Source organism: Sphingopyxis sp. 550A (assembly GCF_053569535.1).
On sequence record NZ_CM131615.1, the window covers coordinates 934,886 to 953,788 of the forward strand.

At 64.0% G+C, this 18,903-nt stretch carries 17 protein-coding genes; 9 read left to right on the forward strand and 8 right to left on the reverse strand.

The features are described 5' to 3' along the window. Nucleotides 1-9: 9 nt before the first annotated feature. The 9 genes from kdpC (at nt 10) to ACVENA_RS04505 (ending at nt 10,943) form a co-directional block, all read left to right on the forward strand. On the forward strand, nt 10-600 hold the full coding sequence (gene kdpC, locus ACVENA_RS04465) for a potassium-transporting ATPase subunit KdpC (protein ID WP_449327818.1): 591 nt from the start codon (nt 10-12) through the stop codon (nt 598-600). Next, the gene (locus ACVENA_RS04470) at nt 597-3,266 is read left to right on the forward strand and encodes a DUF4118 domain-containing protein (protein ID WP_449327819.1); all 2,670 of its coding nucleotides are present in this window, start codon (nt 597-599) and stop codon (nt 3,264-3,266) included. The genes kdpC and ACVENA_RS04470 overlap by 4 nt, the downstream gene beginning before the upstream one ends. Beyond that, nucleotides 3,263-3,979 carry a response regulator gene (locus tag ACVENA_RS04475; RefSeq protein WP_449327820.1) on the forward strand — a complete coding sequence of 239 codons (717 nt, stop codon included), beginning with the start codon at nt 3,263-3,265 and terminating at the stop codon, nt 3,977-3,979. The genes ACVENA_RS04470 and ACVENA_RS04475 overlap by 4 nt, the downstream gene beginning before the upstream one ends. 132 nt (nt 3,980-4,111) lie before the next feature. Continuing rightward, entirely contained in the window at nt 4,112-4,405 is a 294-nt protein-coding gene (locus ACVENA_RS04480; RefSeq protein ID WP_449327821.1) for a hypothetical protein, read from the forward strand. Between the two features lie 571 nt (nt 4,406-4,976). Beyond that, entirely contained in the window at nt 4,977-6,380 is a 1,404-nt protein-coding gene (locus tag ACVENA_RS04485; protein ID WP_449327822.1) for a recombinase family protein, read from the forward strand. Nucleotides 6,381-6,419: 39 nt separating this feature from the next. Continuing rightward, nucleotides 6,420-7,783, forward strand: a protein-coding gene (locus ACVENA_RS04490; protein ID WP_257546647.1) for an IS3 family transposase whose coding sequence is annotated in 2 segments (ribosomal slippage) — nt 6,420-6,767 and nt 6,770-7,783 — 1,362 coding nt in all. Because the reading frame shifts where the segments join, the coding sequence is not laid out codon by codon here. A gap of 242 nt (nt 7,784-8,025) precedes the next feature. Further along, nucleotides 8,026-9,240, forward strand: coding sequence for an NAD(P)/FAD-dependent oxidoreductase (locus tag ACVENA_RS04495; protein ID WP_449327823.1), 1,215 nt, complete (start codon nt 8,026-8,028; stop codon nt 9,238-9,240). A 126-nt stretch (nt 9,241-9,366) separates the two neighbouring features. Beyond that, the gene (locus tag ACVENA_RS04500) at nt 9,367-10,335 is read left to right on the forward strand and encodes an SDR family NAD(P)-dependent oxidoreductase (RefSeq protein WP_449327824.1); all 969 of its coding nucleotides are present in this window, start codon (nt 9,367-9,369) and stop codon (nt 10,333-10,335) included. Beyond that, complete coding sequence (locus ACVENA_RS04505) at nt 10,335-10,943, forward strand: LOG family protein (RefSeq protein WP_054731587.1); 609 nt, start codon at nt 10,335-10,337, stop codon at nt 10,941-10,943. The genes ACVENA_RS04500 and ACVENA_RS04505 overlap by 1 nt, the downstream gene beginning before the upstream one ends. Before the next feature lie 87 nt (nt 10,944-11,030). Here ACVENA_RS04505 and ACVENA_RS04510 read toward each other — a convergent pair whose 3' ends face one another. The 8 genes from ACVENA_RS04510 to ACVENA_RS04545 form a co-directional block, all read right to left on the reverse strand. Further along, nucleotides 11,031-11,861, reverse strand: a complete 831-nt coding sequence (locus ACVENA_RS04510) for an alpha/beta fold hydrolase (RefSeq protein ID WP_449327825.1) — start codon at nt 11,859-11,861, stop codon at nt 11,031-11,033. A 283-nt stretch (nt 11,862-12,144) separates the two neighbouring features. After that, nucleotides 12,145-13,998, reverse strand: a complete 1,854-nt coding sequence (locus ACVENA_RS04515; RefSeq protein ID WP_449327826.1) for a PAS domain-containing sensor histidine kinase — start codon at nt 13,996-13,998, stop codon at nt 12,145-12,147. Then, nucleotides 13,995-16,028: an ATP-binding protein gene (locus tag ACVENA_RS04520; RefSeq protein ID WP_449327827.1), complete on the reverse strand. Its 2,034-nt coding sequence runs from the start codon at nt 16,026-16,028 to the stop codon at nt 13,995-13,997. Before ACVENA_RS04520 ends, ACVENA_RS04515 begins: the two co-directional genes overlap by 4 nt. Continuing rightward, nucleotides 16,025-16,405: a response regulator transcription factor gene (locus ACVENA_RS04525; RefSeq protein ID WP_449328888.1), complete on the reverse strand. Its 381-nt coding sequence runs from the start codon at nt 16,403-16,405 to the stop codon at nt 16,025-16,027. Before ACVENA_RS04525 ends, ACVENA_RS04520 begins: the two co-directional genes overlap by 4 nt. Before the next feature lie 94 nt (nt 16,406-16,499). Continuing rightward, nucleotides 16,500-17,150, reverse strand: a complete 651-nt coding sequence (locus ACVENA_RS04530; protein ID WP_449327828.1) for a response regulator transcription factor — start codon at nt 17,148-17,150, stop codon at nt 16,500-16,502. After that, a complete protein-coding gene (locus tag ACVENA_RS04535) occupies nt 17,147-17,665 on the reverse strand; it encodes an RrF2 family transcriptional regulator (protein WP_449327829.1) in 519 nt (172 codons plus the stop codon). Before ACVENA_RS04535 ends, ACVENA_RS04530 begins: the two co-directional genes overlap by 4 nt. A gap of 114 nt (nt 17,666-17,779) precedes the next feature. Continuing rightward, a complete protein-coding gene (locus tag ACVENA_RS04540; RefSeq protein WP_449327830.1) occupies nt 17,780-18,391 on the reverse strand; it encodes an outer membrane protein in 612 nt (203 codons plus the stop codon). 73 nt (nt 18,392-18,464) lie between these two features. Beyond that, a complete protein-coding gene (locus ACVENA_RS04545; protein WP_054731580.1) occupies nt 18,465-18,887 on the reverse strand; it encodes a hypothetical protein in 423 nt (140 codons plus the stop codon). Nucleotides 18,888-18,903 lie beyond the last annotated feature (16 nt).

Sequence of the window (18,903 nt, forward strand, 5' to 3'; positions counted from 1 at the left end):
GAAACACGCATGGACAAGGATATCATCAGTTCGCTGCGCCCCGCGTTCGTCATGACGTTGCTTTTCGCGGCGTTGCTCGGGCTCGTCTATCCGCTCGCGATGACGGGGATCGGACAGGCGCTCTTTCCTGTTCAGGCGAACGGCAGCCTCGTGCGCGACAACGGCCGGGTCGTCGGTTCGACCGTGGTCGGGCAGGCATTCGCCAGCGACCGCTATTTCCATAGCCGGCCTTCGGCGGCAGGCGACGGATATGACGGGCTTGCCTCGTCGGGGTCGAACCTCGGCCCGACGTCGCGGGCGTTGGCCGAGCGCGTGAAGGCGGATGTCGCACGGCCTTCCGGAACGGCGCCAGGGCTGAACGTCCCGCCTGACCTGGTGACGACCTCCGCCTCGGGGCTCGACCCCCATATCAGTCCCGAGGCGGCCCTTTATCAGGTCGAGCGCGTCGCGCACGCGCGTTCGCTCGATCCGGCGAGCGTGCGCAGGATCGTCGAGCAGGCAATCGAGACGCCGCTGCTTGGTTTCCTCGGCGAGCCGCGGGTCAATCTGTTCAAGCTCAATCGACGACTCGATGCACTTGGGGCTAAACCCGCCGCGTGACTGAAAAGGATCGACCACCACCCGAGGCTTTTCTGCGCCAGGCGGCGCAGGAAGGCCGCGGTCGTCTCAAGCTGTTTCTCGGCGCCGCGCCCGGCGTCGGCAAGACCTGGGAAATGCTGACCGATGGCCGTCGCCGCCGCGAATCCGGGATGGATGTCGTGATCGGCGTCGTCGAAACGCATGGTCGGCGCGAGACCGAGGCGCTGGTTGATGGCTATGAGATCATCCCGCGGCGCGCGGTCGATCATCCGGGGCACAGCCTTGGCGAGATGGACATCGACGCGATCCTCGAACGGCGGCCGCAACTCGTCCTCGTCGACGAACTGGCGCACACCAACGCGCCGGGCAGCCGGCACCCCAAGCGCTATCAGGATATCGAGGAACTGCTGGACGCCGGGATCGATGTCTATTCGACGATCAATATCCAGCATGTCGAGAGCCTCAACGACATTGTCGCCTCCTTCACGCGCGTTCGCGTCCGTGAGACGGTGCCCGACACCATATTGGAAAATGCCGAGATCGAAGTCGTCGATATTCCGCCCGACGAGCTGATCGAGCGGCTGCGCGACGGGAAGGTCTATATCCCGCAGGAGGCATCGCGTGCGCTGACGCACTTCTTTTCCAAATCGAACCTCACCGCGCTTCGCGAACTGGCGCTGCGCCGGGCGGCGCAGGCCGTCGATGTGCAAATGCTCGACCATGTTCGCAGCCACGCGTTGGCGGGCAGCTTCGCGGTCGGCGAGCGCATCGTCGTGGCGGTGAGCGAGCTTCCCGTGGCGGCCGGGCTCGTCCGCGCGGGCAAGCGGCTTGCCGATGCGCTGAAGGCGCCCTGGACGGCGGTCTATATCGAAACGCGGCGGAGCCGGGCGATGTCCGATGACGATCGCAGGCAGCTTGCCGATACGCTGGCGCTCGCCTCGCGGCTCGGCGCTTCGACCGCGACCGTTCCCGCCGCGAGCGTCGCCGAGGGGCTGCGCGCCTTCGCGGCGGACGCGCGCGCGACGCAGATCGTCATCGGAAAGTCGACCCGGCCTTGGTGGTTCGAGATGCGCCACGGCTCGATCGTCGATCAGCTCGTCCGGACGATCGACGATGTCGCGGTCCATGTCCTGCCCGGCGAAGTCGACAAGCCGACAGGCCAGCGCAGCGCTGCGGCTCAGCCCGGGCGCTGGGGCAAGCCGTCGCACTATGCCGTGTCGCTCGCGATGGTCGCCGCGATGACCGCGCTCGGTCGCCTGCTGCTCGAAGCCATTGATCTCGGCAATATTGCGCTTCTCTACCTTGTCCCCGTCATGTTCGCGGCCGCGACCTTCGGCCTGCGCGCGGGGTTGTTTGCCGGGCTCGCGTCGAGCCTCGCCTATAATTTCTTTTTCCTGCCGCCGACCGGCACGCTGACGGTCAACAATCCTGAAAATGTCATCAGCATCCTGGTGCTGCTCGGGGTTGCGATCGTGACCAGCCAGTTCGCGGCGCGGGTGCGGGCGCAGGCGGATCTGGCGCAATCGAGCGCGCGCCAGAATGCCGCGCTTGCCAGCTTCTCGCGCCAGTTGACCGCGGCGCCCGATCAGGACGCGCTGATGCAGGCGATCTGCGCCGAGGTCGGGCGATTGCTCGACGTTCGTGCGGTGCTGCTGCTGCCGTCCGCCGACGGGCCGATGCTGCGCGCCGCGGTGCCGCCCGAGGACCGGCTCGAACAGATCGAGCGCGCCGCGGCGCAATGGGCGATCGACAATGCGCAGCCTGCAGGACGCGGCTCGGCCACGCTCACCGCGTCGGACTGGCTGTTTCATCCGCTGCGCACCACCCGCGGCGTGCTCGGCGTGCTCGGGCTGACCCGCGACGATGCGGGCGAGCCGGTGCGATCCGATCAGGTGCCGCTGCTGATGAGCCTTCTCGATCAGGCCTCGATCGCGCTCGACCGCATGGAGCTGGAGGAAGCATCGCTGCACGCGCGGCAGGTCGACGAGCGCGACCGGCTGCGATCGGCCCTGCTGTCGTCGGTGAGCCATGATCTCCGCACGCCGCTCACCACGATATTGTCGGCGGCGCAGGAGATGCGGCGTCATCCGTCGGCCGAAATGGCCGAAACGATCGAGGCCGAAGCGCTGCGCCTCAACCGCTTCGTCTCGAACCTCCTCGACATGGTGCGGGTCGAGGCCGGTGCCCTGCCGATGAAAGTGGAAGCGACGGAATTATTCGATGCCGCGGCGAGCGCGGCGCACGATACCCGCGCGTCGCTTGCGGGGCACGACGTTCTGATCGACATCGCGTCCAGCATTCCGCTTGTGCGGGTCGATCCGGTGCTGCTCCATCACTGTCTGATCAACCTGCTCGACAATGCCGGGCGATACGCCGATCCCGGCACCCCTATCGCCATCCGGGCAAACCGCACCGCCGACGCCATCCTGCTCTCGGTGATCGATCAGGGGCCGGGCATTGCGCCGGGCAGCGAAAAGCGCGTCTTCGAAACCTTCACGCGGCTGGAGGGCAGCGACCGCGTGAAGCACGGTACCGGGCTCGGGCTTGCGATCGTCAAGGGTTTTGCCGAGGCGATGGGGTTGACGGTCGAAGCGGGCAACACCAGCGAGCCGCATGGCGCCCGCTTCACGATCCGCATCCCCGAGGCGCTGATCGCCACCGATCTGACCGACAAGGATATCCGATGAAAGTTCGGCACAAGATTCTGATCGTCGATGACGAACCGCATATCCGCCGCCTGATCCGCGCGGCGCTGGAGCGCGCCGATTATGCGATCGTCGAGGCCGGGAACGCGCGCGCGGCGATCGAGCGACTTCGCGAAGAGCGGCCCGACATCACCTTGCTCGATCTCGGCCTGCCCGATCGCGACGGGCTGGAACTGGTTCCGCTTTTCAAGCAGCAGTCCGAAACGACGCTGATCGTCGTATCGGCGCGCGAGGCGACCGAGGAGAAAGTGGCGGCGCTCGATCTTGGCGCCGACGATTATCTGACCAAGCCGTTCGACACCGACGAACTGCTCGCGCGGGTGCGGGTCGCGCTGCGTAATCGCCTGACGCGCGACGGCGGCAATCTTGTCGTGACGGTGGGCGACGTCAGATTGGATATGGTCGCCCGAACGGTGACGAAGGGCGGCAGCGAGATTCATCTCACGCCCAAGGAATATGCGGTGCTCGCGCAGCTCGCCCGCTTTCCCGGCCGCGTGATCACCCACAAGCAGATCATGGCCGAGGTGTGGCCGCGCGAGCATGAGCATCATGTCGAATATCTGCGCGTGCTCATTCGCACGCTGCGCCAGAAGCTGGAGGCCGATCCGCAGCTGCCGCGGATCATCAGCAACGAACTCGGGATCGGCTATCGCCTGCGGCTCGAGGCTGAGAAGGCGGGGGACGCGGAGGGGTAGGCCCGGCGCCGCGCCGACAGGATCGCCGCCAGGGCGAGCGATCATATGCAATCTCAACGCGGCGCCGCGTTTCGCGGCCTCGAAATCCTACGCCGCGCTGCGTAGTTGAATGACCTCCGTCGGAGGTGTCGCATGAAGAAATGGCATGAAACGCTCGCGGCCAATCTGGGCTTGCGCCTTGGCGGCATCATGCTGTTCGTCATCGGCTGGTCGGCAGCCGACCGCCTTCACGGCATTGCGCTGACGACATCGGCGCGCGATGCGACGTCTTCCATGATCATGCTCGCCGCGATGATCTTCATCTGCGGAAGCGCGGGCAGCGCGCTCCTGTTCGTCGGCCCCGGACTCTGGGATAGCGTCGAGGTCTCGGAGCGATGGCGGTCGCCCCCGGATCCGGACCGGCCCGGTGATGGAAAGCGACTATGAAGGAATGTGGCTCCCTAAGCTGGATAGGTCTCGAACCTTTGCGCGGTTCTTCCTCCCGGAAACCAGGTCGAGCATTCGTCGCTTCAAGACGCTTAGGGCCAACACCAGACTTCTCCTGGCCCTCGATCCAGCCATCGCGGCGTTGTCGCACGCGTGCGAGATCCGCTCTGCTGGTAGCGATCAAAAGCCGAAAAAAAGGCTGAGGTGATGGCTCGTCGGCAGCCATCGTTGAGAGAGCGAGCCGTTGCTCTTGCCTCCGCGAACGGGGAGGTTCGCACGAGGGAGTTCTCCAACATTGGCGTACATCGATGCTATCTCCGGCGCATGTGCGACGAGGGTTTGCTCGTGAAGGTGGCCTATGGGCGTTACCGCGCAGCGTGATAATCTGCCGTGATTGCCATCCAAGACCCTGATCGACATCCTACCCGCCCGAACCGACCATTACGGCATCGCATCGAATCGCCAATTTTGCTCAGGGCATGCCCCCTCCATCGTGGGAGGGCATCTAAAAAGGAGCAAGTTTTTGGCCAGGCCGAGAAGTGCAGTTAGCCGTTACAAACACCGCAAGAACATGGATCAGCCCGGAATACGCGAAGCGGTCCTTTATGCGCGGGTCTCGACACCGGATCAGCAGCGCGAGGGATATTCCATCCCATCCCAAGTGAAGTTGCTCGAAGACTATGCGGCGTTGAATGGCATTGTCGTCGTATCGAGCCATATCGACGTGGAGACGGCGCGCAAGAGCGGCCGGACGGCCTTTGGCAACATGCTCCGCTATCTCAAGCGCCATCCCGAGGTTCGGATCATTCTCGTCGAAAAGACCGATCGGCTCTACCGGAATCTGAAGGACTGGGCGATCATCGACGATCTCGGCGTGGAGGTGCATTTCGTCAAGGAGAATGCCGTGATGTCCGACGGCTGCAGATCCTCCGAGAAGTTCGTCCACGGCATCAAGGTGCTGATGGCGAAAGCCTATATCGACAATCTTTCCGAAGAGACGCGCAAGGGAATGCTGGAAAAGGCGCAGCAGGGCCATTGGCCGAGCTTCGCGCCGCTTGGGTATCTCAACGCCAAGGACGGGCAGGGCAGGAGTCTCATCGCGATCGACCCCGAGCTGGGGCCGATCGTGACCCGGATATTCGACTGGTATCGCACCGTGCTGGACACTTACACCAGCAACGGCGGCGTGGTCGCGGTGCAGATCGAGGCCACAGCAAAAGCAGGGCGGATTGACGAGGCCAAGGCGTTGCTCGAACATGAGCGTGGAGGGTTAGGCGCGGATGAGTGCCAGTTTCTCGACGCCACGCTTGCCGAGGTGGAGGGAAGCGATCCTATTCCAATGCGCCTCGCCCACTACGAGACGAGCAAGGCGACGCATGATCTCTTGATCCTGACTGAGGCTATGCGCGAAAAGCGCGACCCGAGGCTCGGCGAGTATCTTATCGAGCTTTGGCGGCGTCGAGCGCAGATTAGCGATGCGCAGGACGCCTGCGACATCCTGATCAGCATCGGTGAGGAGGCCCGCGTAGAGGAGTTTGTCCTGGAGCTGGGCGATGACGCGCGTAGCGATCCGGGGCTACACGTCCATCTGGCATGGGTCAGGTTCCGGCGAGGCGAATTGGAACTGGCAGAATCCGAACTCGATGCGCTGGCAGCCCGCGGGATCGACAATAGCAACACGCGTCAATTATCTGTTTTGATCGCAGTGGAAACGGGCCGCTGGGCCGATCTTCAACGGTTCGTGCGGACGCAGCTCGATCAGAGCGCAGATCGGTCCGCGATAGACCTCATGAGTGCAGCGAAAATCGCGCAGGCGATCGGTAGTCCGATTACCATGGATCTGCTTCGCGCGGCGGTCAGGAAAGATGCCACCAACCCTGCGATTTGCCTGCAGGGCTATACGATCGCCGTTGAAGCAGGATTGGAACGTGTCCGCCGTCAGCACCAATGGCGCATATTTGAGGTTGTGATTTAAGGAGGATTTGGGCTTCGTCGTAGTGACGAAGGAACGAAGATGAAGCCCAAATCCTCCTTGAAAAAATCGGCGCCGAAGGCCCCAGCTGAGCGGGTGGTGAAGGACATACGGCGTGCGACGCGCCGGCACTTCTCTGCAGAGGACAAAATCAGGATCGTGCTGGAGGGGCTGCGCGGCGAAGACAGCATCGCCGAGCTGTGCCGCAAGGAAGGCATCGCCCAGAGCCTGTATTACACCTGGTCGAAGGAGTTCATGGAAGCGGGCAAGCGTCGTCTGGCCGGCGATACCGCCCGAGCTGCGACCACCGGCGAGGTGCACGACCTGCGCCGCGAAGCCCGTGCCCTGAAGGAATGCGTGGCCGACCTGACGCTGGAAAACCGTCTGCTCAAAAAAAGCATGATCGCGGATGGGGGCGACGAAGAATGAGGTATCCCGCATCTGAGAAGCTCGAGATCATCAGGATCGTCGAGCAGTCGCATCTGCCCGCCAAGCGGACGCTGGACCAGCTCGGCATCCCCCGCCGGACCTTCTATCGATGGTATGACCGCTACCTCGAAGGCGGGCCGGAGGCGCTGGAGGATCGGCCATCGGCGCCGAGCCGGGTGTGGAATCGCATCGGCAACGATATCCGGGACCAGATCGTCGAGATGGCGCTGGAGACGACCGAGCTATCCCCTCGCGAACTGGCGGTGCGGTTCACCGACGAGAGGCGCTACTTCGTGTCGGAAGCCACGGTTTACCGCCTGCTCAAGGCCCATGATCTGATCACCAGTCCGGCCTATGTCGTGGTCAAGGCCGCCGATGCGTTCCACACCAAGACCACCCGACCGAACGAGATGTGGCAGACCGATTTTACCTACTTCAAGATCATCGGGTGGGGCTGGCTGTACCTGTCAACCGTGCTCGACGACTTCTCACGCTACATCATTGCCTGGAAGCTGTGCACCACCATGCGGGCCGAGGACGTCACCGACACGCTGGACCTCGCCCTGGCGGCTTCCGGATGTGACAGCGCCACGGTGCTGCACAAACCCCGACTGCTCAGCGACAACGGCCCGAGCTACATCGCTGGGGAACTGGCCGAATATATCGAGGCCAACAAGATGACCCATGTCCGCGGTGCCCCGATGCATCCGCAGACCCAGGGCAAGATCGAGCGCTGGCACCAGACCCTCAAAAACCGCATCCTGCTCGAAAACTACTTCCTGCCTGGCGAACTTGAAGCCCAGATCGAGGCCTTCATCGACCATTATAATCACCGCCGATACCACGAGAGCCTCGGCAACGTGACGCCTGCTGACGCCTACTTCGGCAGGGCACCCGCCATCATCAAACAGCGCGAAAGGATCAAACGACAGACTATCGAATATCGGCGCTTGCAGCACCGAAAGCTCGCCGCCTAATATCAATCCCAAGACGAGGCCCGCTCTCCGCTAATTTACGCCACGAGTTGCGCCAAATGTTCTGACGACGGACATCCGTCACCTCGCCCTGTCCTAAGGAATAGGTCTGCCTCGCCATCGGTCTGCAGCCGCTAGCCCCTTGCACGATAGGCGAGGGCCGGGCGGTCCGCGATGCTCGGGTCGATCTTCCCGGCGCCCGCTTCAGCGGGTTGGAGGAGGCCCCATTCAGCAAGGAGAGTCCCGTGGCACAGAAAATCGTCATTATCGGAGCCGGTTTCGCCGGACTGCTGGCCGCCCTTTCGGCGGCGCGGCTGCGTGATGAGAAGGGTGTCTCGCCAGCGGATTTGACCATTACCGTCGTCGCGCCCGAACCCGCGCTGATCGTCAGGCCGCGCCTCTATGAACGCAATCCCGCGTCGATGACGGCGCCCCTCCGCGAGCTGTTCGCCGCGACCGATATCGATTTCCGTGCCGGATGGGTCGACAAGATCGATGCAGAGAAAAGCGTCGTCAATTTGAAGGGCGTGGACGGCTCGGCCGAAATGCTGCCCTATGATCGTCTGGTCGTCGCCGCGGGAAGCCACGGATTTCAGCCGCCGATACCTGGCCTTGCCGATTTCGGCCATAGCGTGAACGATCGGGCGGCCGCGGTCGCACTCGATAAACATCTGCAAGCACTCGCCGATCGACCAGCATCGCCCGCGCGTGATACTGTGGTGGTGGTCGGCGGCGGCTTCACGGGGATCGAGGTGGCGACCGAAATGCCCGACCGGCTGCGCGAAATCCTCGGGCAGGATACGCCGGTGCGCGTGGTGATCATCGAGCATGGGCCGTGTGTCGCCGGCGACATGGGTGACGAGCCTCGTCCTTATATCGAGGCACGGCTGCGCGAGCTCGGTATCGAGACGATCGTCGGATCCGGCGTTTCCGGCCTCGACGAAGGCGGTGTCGCGCTCGACGATGGCGCGCGGATCGAAACCGACACGGTGATCTGGTCGGCAGGCATGCGTGCTTCGCCCCTGACCGCACAATTGCCCGGAGAGCGCGACACGCTCGGTCGCGTCCTCGTCGATCCCGATTTGCGGGTCCCTGGAGCGCCGCATATTTTCGCAACCGGCGATACCGCGAAGGCGGCCACCGACGATAAGGGTAATTTTTCGCTGATGTCATGTCAGCACGCGCGCCGCCTCGGCGCCTTTGCCGGGCATAATGCCGCCGCCGACCTGCTTGGCGAGCCAACCCTGCCATATGACCAACCATCCTATGTCGTGTGCCTTGATCTCGGTCCCGATGCCGCGATCTTCACCCGCGGTTGGTCACCCCGGACCGTCGAGATCACCGGACCCGAGGCGAAAAAGGTCAAGATGGAGGTCAATCGCGTTTGGATATATCCGCCCGCGGCAGAGCGCGCGGCAGCATTCCAGAATGCCTTCGAGGCGCGCACGGTCGATTTCTGAGGGGCGCTTTGCCGGGCTCCGCGATGGTCGTGCGCCTCACTCATTTTCGACCGACATTTTTCCCGCGGGCGCAATCGCGGCCCGTCGTCCCCTATCGAACAGGAACTCTCCATGACTGCTGTGCAAATGCCGCTTGATACGCCCTTCGGCCCGTTCACGACCGCCGCTGATGTCGCCGATGGCGTCGATCTTACAGGGAAGTCCGCGATCGTCACGGGCGGCGCATCGAATCTGGGCTTTGAGACGGTCAAGATACTCGCTTTGAAAGGCGCTCATGTTGTCGTGCCGGCACGCAATGCGAGCGCGGCCCGGCAAGTTTTCCACGATATGCCAAACGTCGAAGTCGCCGCGATGGACCTTCTCGACCCATTGTCGATCACAGCCTTCGCGTCCGGCTTTGAGGAGAGCGGTCGCGCGCTCGATCTCCTGATCCTGAGCGCCGGAGTCATGGCGACCCCGCTGTTTCGCGACCCCGCGGGGCGGGAAGGTCAGTTCGCGACTAATCATCTCGGTCATTTTCGTCTGACCGCCGCGCTCTGGCCGCGGCTTAGCGGTGCAGCCGGCGGCGCGCGCGTGGTCGTCCTGTCGTCGCGCGCGCACCAACTTGGCGGACTCGACCTGTCAGATCTCGATTTCCGGCGCCGCGCCTACGACAAATGGTTGGCGTACGGCCAGGCCAAGACGGCAAACGCCCTCTTCGCCGTCGCGCTCGACGCGCGCGGCGCGGAGCACGGCATTCGCGCCTTTTCCGTCCATCCCGGTTCGATACTGGGACCGCTTGCGCGTCACTTGAGCCGGGAGGAGATTAAGCAGTTCGGGGCGGTGCATCCGGACGGCACGGCGGTCGTCGATCCGGACCGCGACCTCAAGAATCCGCAACAGGGTGCAGCCACGACGATCTGGTGCGCCACGTCGCTCGCGCTGGAGGGTGTTGGCGGGGTCTATTGCGAGGACTGCGACATTGCCCCCGTCGAAGCGGACGGCGAACTCGGCGGCCCCGGTGTGCGCCCGTTCGCGATCGACCGCGAAACGGCCGAAGCGCTGTGGCGCGAAAGCGCCCGGTTGCTCGATATTCATCAGCCGGGATATTGCTGATGACCGCCGAACGGACACGGGGGCAGGCCCGCCGGCTTTGCGTATTTTCGGGTTCCAGCCCGGGAATTTCGCCCGCCTATGGAGCCGCCGCACGGAGACTTGGCGAGCAGCTGGCGCTCGGCGGAATAGACTTGGTCTATGGCGGCGCGTCCGTCGGCCTGATGGGCGCCGTTGCCGATGCCGTGCTGGCGCGCGGCGGCCGGGTAACCGGCGTCATTCCGCAGGCGCTCGTCGAAAGGGAAGTCGCTCATCCGGGGCTGACCGACCTGCGCATCGTGGCCTCGATGCACGAGCGCAAGGCTCTGATGGCCGAGCTGTCTGACGGCTTCATCGCACTTCCAGGCGGGATCGGAACGCTGGAAGAACTGTTGGAGATCTGGACCTGGGCGCAGCTCGGAAGTCACATCAAGCCATGCGCCGTGCTCAATGTATCGGGTTTCTATGAGGGGCTGCTGCGATTCCTCGATCATATTGCCGGGCAAGGCTTTTTGAAGCCTGTCCACCGCGACATGCTGATCGTCGAGGACGACCCCGCTATGCTCCTGCGGGCCATGGCGCAATATTGTGCGCCGGTAGCGAGCAAGTGGATCGGCCCGGCTCAAAGATAGGCTGACGCATCCTCGCTTGGGCGGGTTGGCGCTGCCGCGATCGCAAATTAGCCAGGACGAACGTGGCGGTTCGTCCCGGCCTCTATTTTAGCTCCGGATGAAATCGAGCATATCCCTGTTGATCACGTCGGCGTGGGTCGCCGCCATGCCGTGCGGAAAGCCTTCATAAGCCTTCAGCGTCCCCTTCGCGAGCAGCTTCGCCGAGAGCGGGGCGGAGTCCGCGAACGGCACGACCTGATCGTCGGTGCCGTGCATGACCAGCGTAGGGACCGCAATCTTCTTCAGATCTTCGGTGAAGTCGGTTTCGGAAAACGCCTTGATGCAGTCGTAGTGGGCCTTGGCGCTGCCGACCATGCCTTGCCGCCACCAGTTCTGGATCAGGCCCTGGCTGACCTTCGCGCCGTCGCGGTTGAAGCCATAGAAAGGGCCCGAGGCGATATCGAGGTAGAATTGCGACCGGTCCTCGGCCAGTGCCTTGCGGAACCCGTCGAACACCTCGACGGGAAGACCGCCGGGGTTGCTGGCCTTCTTCACCATGACTGGCGGAACTGCGCCGACGAGAATCAGCTTTGCGATCGTTCCGGCTTTGGCGCGTGCGGCATAATGCGCAGCTTCGCCGCCGCCGGTCGAATGGCCGATGTGTACCGCGCCCTTGAGGTCGAGCGAAGCGACCAGCGCCGCGACGTCGGCGGCATAGGTGTCCATCTCGTTGCCGTGATCGGTCTGCGTCGAGCGGCCGTGACCACGCCGGTCGTGGGCAATCACGCGGTAGCCCTGAGAGAGGAAGAAGAGCAGCTGGTTGTCCCACTCGTCGGCCGTGAGCGGCCAGCCGTGATGGAAGACGAGCGGCTGCGCATCGCGCGGCCCCCAGTCCTTGTAGAAAATCTTCGCGCCGTCACTGGCAGTGATATAAGTCATGGGATCGGCTCCTTTGTGAGCTTTCGGGGGGATTGTGCCAAGGCTGACAGCCGACCAGCCCAGGCCGCCTGCAAGCGTCGCCGCGCCACCGGCGGCGACGAGCGCCCGGCGACCGATCATGAAATCCTGAAGTATGGGCATGCTGTGATCCTTCGCGTCGAACCGATGCCGTATACGGGATGCCCGGGACGGGATCGGCCCACTTGGGATAAGGATTTCGGGCGGGAGCGCGATTATACGGGGGATGCGCTGCGACTATGCCAAGGTCGAGGCAGGTTGGCGACTAGTCGTCGCCGCCCTTCGCTATTGGAAGGGTGAAGGTGAAGCGCGCGCCGGTGGGTTCGACGTTGTTGGCTCGGAGTGGGCCGCCGTGCGCTTCGACGATCGAGCGGCAGATGGCGAGACCCATTCCCATGCCGTGCACCTTGGTCGTGAAGAAGGCTTCCAACGCGTGATCGGGGTCGGCAAGGCCTGGCCCCGTGTCGGTGATATCGATCCGTATGCGACCGCGCTCAACGGCTCCTTCCAGCCGTAACTTTCGGCTGCCCTCCGGGCTCGCAGCCATTGCCTCGATTGCGTTGCGCAGGATGTTGACGAGAACCTGCTGGATCTGGACGGCATCGATTGCGACGGGTGGAAGGCCGGGGGCGAGCCGAATGTCGAGCGATGTTCGACTTTGCGCGAAGGGCTCGGCGAGGAGGTCTCGCACTTCGCCGACGAGCGCGCCGAGGTCGGTGGATCGGCGCGGACCGGCGCTATTTTGGAAAAGGGCACGGATGTGGCTGACGATGTCGGCTGCGGATTCGGCGCTTCGCACGATCCGGTCAACGATGCCCCGCGCGCGGGCGATGTTCGGCTCGTCGCCGGCCAGCCACCGCTGGCAAGCCTGGGCGTTGGTCATGATGGCGGCGAGCGGCTGGTTGACCTCATGCGCGATCGATGCCGAGAGCTCGGCGAGGCTCGCCGCCTCGCCGGCTTTCGCGAGTTTATCCTGCGCTTGCCGGAGCTCATCCTGCGCCCGGATCTGGTCGTGGATATCGAGACAAACGCCGTTCCACTGCACGATTTCGCCGGCTTCGTCGCGCATGGCGGCGAGCCGCGTTTCGACCCAGCGAAACATCCCGTCGAAGCGGCGCTGCCGATGGGTGAGCGCATAGGGCTCGCCCGTGCGCAGCGAATGATCGAGACGCTCGTTTACGCGGTCGAGATCGTCGGGATGGATGATGGCGCCCAACAGGCTTTGCAATCGCGGAACATCGGGTTCGTCCTTCGCCGCGACGTCGAAGCCGAGGAATTCGCGCATGTGGCGGCTGAAGTAGATCGGCCGGCCCGAGGGCGTCATGCACCAGATAAGAGCGGGCGCAGTCTCGAGCAGTTCGCGCAGGGAGCGCTCGCTCTCGTGCAGGGCGGCGTCGGTCCGTCGGAAGACATCGACGTCGAAACCCGTGCCGTACCAACCCGTAACGCGGCCGTCGTCGGCGCGTGCAGGGCGGATCGCGAAGCGGTGCCAAACATATTCGCCGGTTGCCCGCAGCACGCGATATTCATAGTTGAACGGTGTTCCGCTGCGCATGCAACGGCGCAGCTCGGCAGAAGCGCTGTCATAGTCTGCCGGATGCACGCCCCTCTTCCAGCCAAGGTCACCGCCGTCGAGGAAAGCCGCATCGCTCAGCGGCTCGTTGAAATCGTCCAATGTCATCGCAAGCGATGTCTGGGCCATGGGGGTCGCATAGGTGAAGCGTCCTTCAGCGTCGAAGGCGAAGGCAGAGCCGTAGACGTCTTCGATGATCTTCGCGGCGTTTACCGCATCGCCGGTTTCCCCGAGCGAGGTGGCGAGCGCCCAGTCTTCGTGCGGGTCGTGAACCAAGGGGCGTACGGTGACATTGGAGGAATAGGCAGGTTCGGCACGATATTTGTGCCATCGCCATCCGTGCCTTGGCGAGCGCTGGCGGTAGCTGACGACCTGCGGCACGCCGCTGCAAAAGGCGCGTGCTTCTGCCTGTGCAATGGCTTGGCGGTCTCCGGGATGAATCGCCTCGTCCGCATGGATATGGGGTTCGGCATGGCGCCGCCATACAAGCGCGCCCATCGCGACGCCGATTGCCAGACCGGCGAACAGGCCAGCCGGCTCGATCATGATGCCTGACGCGCGGGCGGCAAGCGGACGCGAAATTCCGCGCCGCCCTCTGGATGGTTTGAGGCTGACACTCCGCCGCCGTGCGCCGCGACGATCGATCGGCAGATTGCGAGGCCGATTCCCATCCCTTGCGGCTTCGTAGTGAAGAAGCCGTCGAAGATTTGGCCGAGATGGTCAGGGTCGATTCCCGGTCCGCGGTCGCGCAAAGTGAGCACGGCTTCGCCTTTTGAGCCCGCCGTCGTTGCAATATGGATTTCCCTGTCGGCCTCGCACGATGCCTCGACCGCCTGCGCCGCATTGATCAGCAGGTTGACGATGACTTGTTGGAGCTGGATGCGATCGCCGACGATTTTCGGAACGCGGCGTGCATAGGATGTCGTCACGCGAATGCCGCGTGTTTCGATCTCGTGGCGGACGAAGAGGAGGCTTTCCTGCACGAGGTCGTTGAGCGCGATCGGTACCGGTTCGGGTGCCTGCTTGACGGCCATGCTGCGAATGCGGCGGACGATATCGTCGGCGCGGCGCGCGCTCGTCGCGATCCGCGTTGTCAGCTGCGCGACCTTGCCGATGTCGGGTTCGTCGCGCGCCAGCCAGCGAAGGCTCGTCTCGGCATTCGTCATGATTGCCGCCAGCGGCTGATTGACTTCATGGGCGATCGAACTGGTCAGCTCGCCGAGGGTCGAGATGCGCGCGGCGTGGCTAAAATCGGCCTGGAGTTGCCTGAGCTCGGTCTCGATGCGGAGTCGTTCCGTCACATCTTCGAGGCTGAAAATTGTCGTATCGAGTTCGAGCAGCGGTTCGGGATAGGTAACCGAAAAGCGGACGTCGAGCAGGCGACCGTCAAGCGCGCGTATCTTCATATATTCGCTGTAATTCTTGCGCCCGCTGAATCGCCCGATCATGACGCGGCGCAGCGAGTCCGGGCTTTCGGCGAACAGATATCCGACGGGCCGGATTAAGTCCTGTACGCTGGCACCGCCGACGAGTTCGATCGCGCATCGATTGACGTCGGTGACCGGAACGCTCGCCGCTGCGAATTCGACGAGTTCAGGGTGATCGTCGAGATGTCCTGCAAAGTCGGTGACACCGCGTGAGCGCAACTCGGCGTATATCTTGCCCATGTGGCTCGCATCGACCTGCCAGAGCGCGACCGGCATATAGTGAATGAGCTTGCGGTAGCGCGCCTCGCTGGCGCGCAGATAGAGGTAGGATCGATCGTCGTCGGCCACGCCGTCGACGGCAACGAATAACCGGTCCGGTCGATCGTCGCCCGCGCGCCACACGGTAACGAGCGGATCGCGCAGGATGCCGTCGGAGGCAAGGCGGCGCTGGACGCTGCGGCACTCGCGGTCGGCGCGTGCCTCGAGGATGAGATCAGCAAGGATCGTCCGACTTTCGAGAGGCCAGAAAGCCGCGACCGACTGTCCGGCCATCAGGGCCCGCCCGCGGTTGCCGCCAACCAGTCTCGCGGTCCGATCGTTGACCTCGACGATCCGCGCGGCATTGACGAGGCCGTGGAGAAGTTCATCGCGCTCGGACGTGTCGGCGCCGGGCGCGCGGGGGGCGAGACGAGCGAGGATGTTGGCGGCGGGCGCGACGTCGATTTCCCAACTCGCCGCCATCGACCGATCAGGGACTGGGTCGTGCGCTCCCGTCCAGCCTGGTGCCTCGGGCTCCGCGCGGGCATATTCGACGACGTCGCGCAGCGTTCCGGCGCCGTCGTAACGCAGATGCCGCCGGATCCTTGCGACCCGCACGTCGCCGTCGCGCGTGCGGCGCCGAACACGTCCCTCCCACGCGCCTTCCTGAAGCAATTGCGACCAGGCGTTCGCCTCGTCGCCTGGCGCGGGCGACAGCTGGGCGCCATCGGTCCCGCAAACGGCGAGTGCGGGCCAGCCGAACAGGCGCTCGGCGGCCGGGTTCCAATAGCGAATGATCCCGGCGGGATCGAGGATGACGATGCTCTCCGATGCGAGTTCCGCGATGCCCTTCACATCGCTCTCAAGCGGGTCGAGGAGGGTCGCCGTCACCGCTTTGAGCTCGAACCTGAACTTGCGATTGCCTGCGCGAGCGCTCCCAGCAGATGCTCGTCGGTGACGGGCTTGGTGAGCCACGCCTGCGCACCGATCGCGAGGGCATGGGAACGCGTCGCTTCGTCGAGCACCGACGATAGGACGATCACCGGCAGTTCTGCGCGCTCGTCGCGCAATCGTTCGATCAAATCGATGCCTGACATGCCCGGCATGCGAATGTCGGTCACAAGGCAATCGAATTGGCGGACGCGGCGCGCCGCAAGAAACTCGGCAGCGCCCTCGAAACATTCGCAGGCGAGCCCCGAGACCATCAGAAGGTCGCCCAGGGCTTCGCGAACGGCCTCGTCATCGTCCACGATCGCGACGGTCGGCATATGGGACAAGCGGCGGCATCCTCTTTCACGCGGCCTCGCTGGCCGATGGAGTCAATGTCGCGCAGCTTGTAAGCCATTATAACCATACCAAAGTCTAGGCCGGGGCCGGTTCGCGCACCTCCGCCGGCAATTTTTCCCACGCGCGGATCAGTTCGCCAACCGAAGCGGCCTGCATTTTACGCATCACATTGCTGCGGTGCAGTTTCACAGTGATCTCGGTTATGCCCAGATCGTAAGCGATCTGCTTGTTCAGCCGCCCCAGTGCGACTTCGCGCATGACCTGACTTTCCCGCGGCGTCAGCGTCGCATAGCGTTCGACCTGTTCATGGACGATTTGCGCATTGGCACGCTCGGCAATGTCGCGTTCGATCCCCGCGGTTACGGCATCGAGCAAGGTCTGATCGCGGACCGGCTTGGTCAGAAAGTCGACCGCGCCGGCTTTCATCGCCTGCACCGACATGGGGATGTCGCCGTGCCCGGTCAGGAAGACGATGGGTTTGGAAACACCCGCAGAGGCCAGATGCTGCTGGAGGTCGAGCCCGCTCGCGCCCGGCATTCGTACGTCGAGGACGAGACAGCCCGCGCGATCGAGAAGCGGCGATTCGATGAGGTCGCGGGTCGAGGCGCAGCATTCGGCCTCTATCCCTACCGATAACATCAGCTCGCTGATTGCGGTGCGAACGTCCTCATCGTCGTCGACGACCAGCACGAGCGGCGGCTGTTCCTCGCATGCCGGTCGGATCATCTTAGCCTATCCTCTGCTTGCGACGGGCGCGACCGCCGTCTTGCGAGTCGCGCGTCGAACCAGGCTTTGGTGTCGCCGCCGAACTCGGCGGGGGCCTTGCGCTCGAGCCGGCCGCCAATGTCGGCCAGCGTCTCGCTCGCCAGCGTGTCGCGCATTGCCTTTTCGGCCTTGAGCATGACCGCATGGATCGAGCAAATGCCGCGCGTCGCCCACTCGGGCGCGCCGTCCTCGAACAGAGCGCAACGCCCGCGTATGTCCTGACAGTCGAACAAGGGTTTGCGCCCCTCGATCGCATCGACCAGTTCGAGCACGCTGATCGCATGGGCCGGCCGCGCGAGCCGATATCCGCCGCGCACGCCTTCCGCTGCCGTCACGATCCCCGCCTTCTCCAGCTTGGCAAAAATCTTGGCCGCGAAGCTCGGCGAAATTCCCTGGAAGAGAGCCAGATCGCGGGCGCTGCGCGGCGCATCGCCCGCATCGATCAGGCCCAGCAGGCAATGCAGCCCATATTCCACGCTTACGGTCATGTGCGCCATAACGCGGATTATATTTGTCCGCGTTTGACAAGGCAAGACATTTCAGCCTTGCCTTGCCCGCCAAATTCAGTTTTCGGATGGGATGAGCGATCCTCAAAAATTCCAGGCGACGCCCGCCAGAACTTGATGCCGATCCCATTTGGTGCCGCCGCTGCCAAGGTCGCTGTAGCGATATTCGACGCGCGCCGAGATATGGTCGGTGACAGCCCGTTCGATGCCGCCGCCAACCGACCAACCGTCGAGATTGTCCTTGCCGCTGCGCGGACCTTCGAGATCGAGGATCTGCACCCTGGTGCGGATATTCTCATAACCGCCGCGCGCATAGACGAGGGTCTTGTCGGTCACGAGGTAACCGGCGCGGACGCCCAGGTCGAAACCATATTCGGGGTTGATCGCGGCCGATGCGTCCTTTTGCGCACGCGACAGGTCGTCGTCGAACCCGAAATTGACCGCCCCTTCGGCCGACAGCACGACCTTGGCGGCTGGCTGGAGATTATAGCCGAAGAAGATGCCGGCGGTCGCCGCATCGCGGCTGTCGTTGATCGTGGCGGTGCCAAGGTCGGTCGCGACCGAGCCCAGCCGATTCTGGCTCCAGCCGGCCTGCGCCCCGACATAAGGGCCCTCGAAGGTCTGGGCCGCCGCGGGCGCCGCCGTGCCAACTGCGATCAGCGCGCCGAGCGAGAGGGGGAAAGCAAGATTTTTCAACGCATGTTCCTTTCTGTCGTTTGAAAATTGGGGCGCGCGCGGCTGGGGGGGCGGGGCCGCGCGCGCCCCGCAGTCAGGCGCCCTTCCGGGGAGGGAGGAAGGCGCCATCGATGCCGCCCGGCCAAGGCGTCACCGTTTCACCGGCGACCATCCAGGTGCCGGAATCCTTGCGCATGCGAAGCTCGTACATCGCGGGCGGAGCGTCGGAGCTCATGCGGCGATAGAGGATCGCCGTCGCATGATCGCCCTGCTGCTCGACGTGAAGCACCCGATGTTCGGTCGAAAGCGGCGCTTCGCCCGCGTTGCGACGCGACCGGAATTCAGCGATCGAATCGTCGCGAAGAATTCGGGTCACCTCTCCGTCGCTGCCGAGGACCAGGAAAATCTGGTCGGGCGTGTAGAGCCTTTCCATGCCTTCGATGTCATAAGCGCTGCCGACATGGACGACGTCGTGGATCAAGGCGGCGATGGCGGGCTCGACGGGAGATTGGGTCATGCTTATTTCCTTCGAT

Excerpts from the sequence above, each read along its gene's own strand:
- kdpC (WP_449327818.1), top strand. The coding sequence starts at position 10 with ATGGACAAGGATATCATCAGTTCGCTGCGCCCCGCGTTCGTCATGACG.
- ACVENA_RS04475 (WP_449327820.1), top strand. The coding sequence starts at position 3,263 with ATGAAAGTTCGGCACAAGATTCTGATCGTCGATGACGAACCGCATATC.
- ACVENA_RS04480 (WP_449327821.1), top strand. The coding sequence starts at position 4,112 with ATGAAGAAATGGCATGAAACGCTCGCGGCCAATCTGGGCTTGCGCCTT.
- ACVENA_RS04485 (WP_449327822.1), top strand. The coding sequence starts at position 4,977 with ATGGATCAGCCCGGAATACGCGAAGCGGTCCTTTATGCGCGGGTCTCG.
- ACVENA_RS04500 (WP_449327824.1), top strand. The coding sequence starts at position 9,367 with ATGCCGCTTGATACGCCCTTCGGCCCGTTCACGACCGCCGCTGATGTC.
- ACVENA_RS04505 (WP_054731587.1), top strand. The coding sequence starts at position 10,335 with ATGACCGCCGAACGGACACGGGGGCAGGCCCGCCGGCTTTGCGTATTT.
- ACVENA_RS04510 (WP_449327825.1), bottom strand. The coding sequence starts at position 11,861 with ATGACTTATATCACTGCCAGTGACGGCGCGAAGATTTTCTACAAGGAC.
- ACVENA_RS04515 (WP_449327826.1), bottom strand. The coding sequence starts at position 13,998 with ATGATCGAGCCGGCTGGCCTGTTCGCCGGTCTGGCAATCGGCGTCGCG.
- ACVENA_RS04525 (WP_449328888.1), bottom strand. The coding sequence starts at position 16,405 with ATGCCGACCGTCGCGATCGTGGACGATGACGAGGCCGTTCGCGAAGCC.
- ACVENA_RS04530 (WP_449327828.1), bottom strand. The coding sequence starts at position 17,150 with ATGATCCGACCGGCATGCGAGGAACAGCCGCCGCTCGTGCTGGTCGTC.
- ACVENA_RS04545 (WP_054731580.1), bottom strand. The coding sequence starts at position 18,887 with ATGACCCAATCTCCCGTCGAGCCCGCCATCGCCGCCTTGATCCACGAC.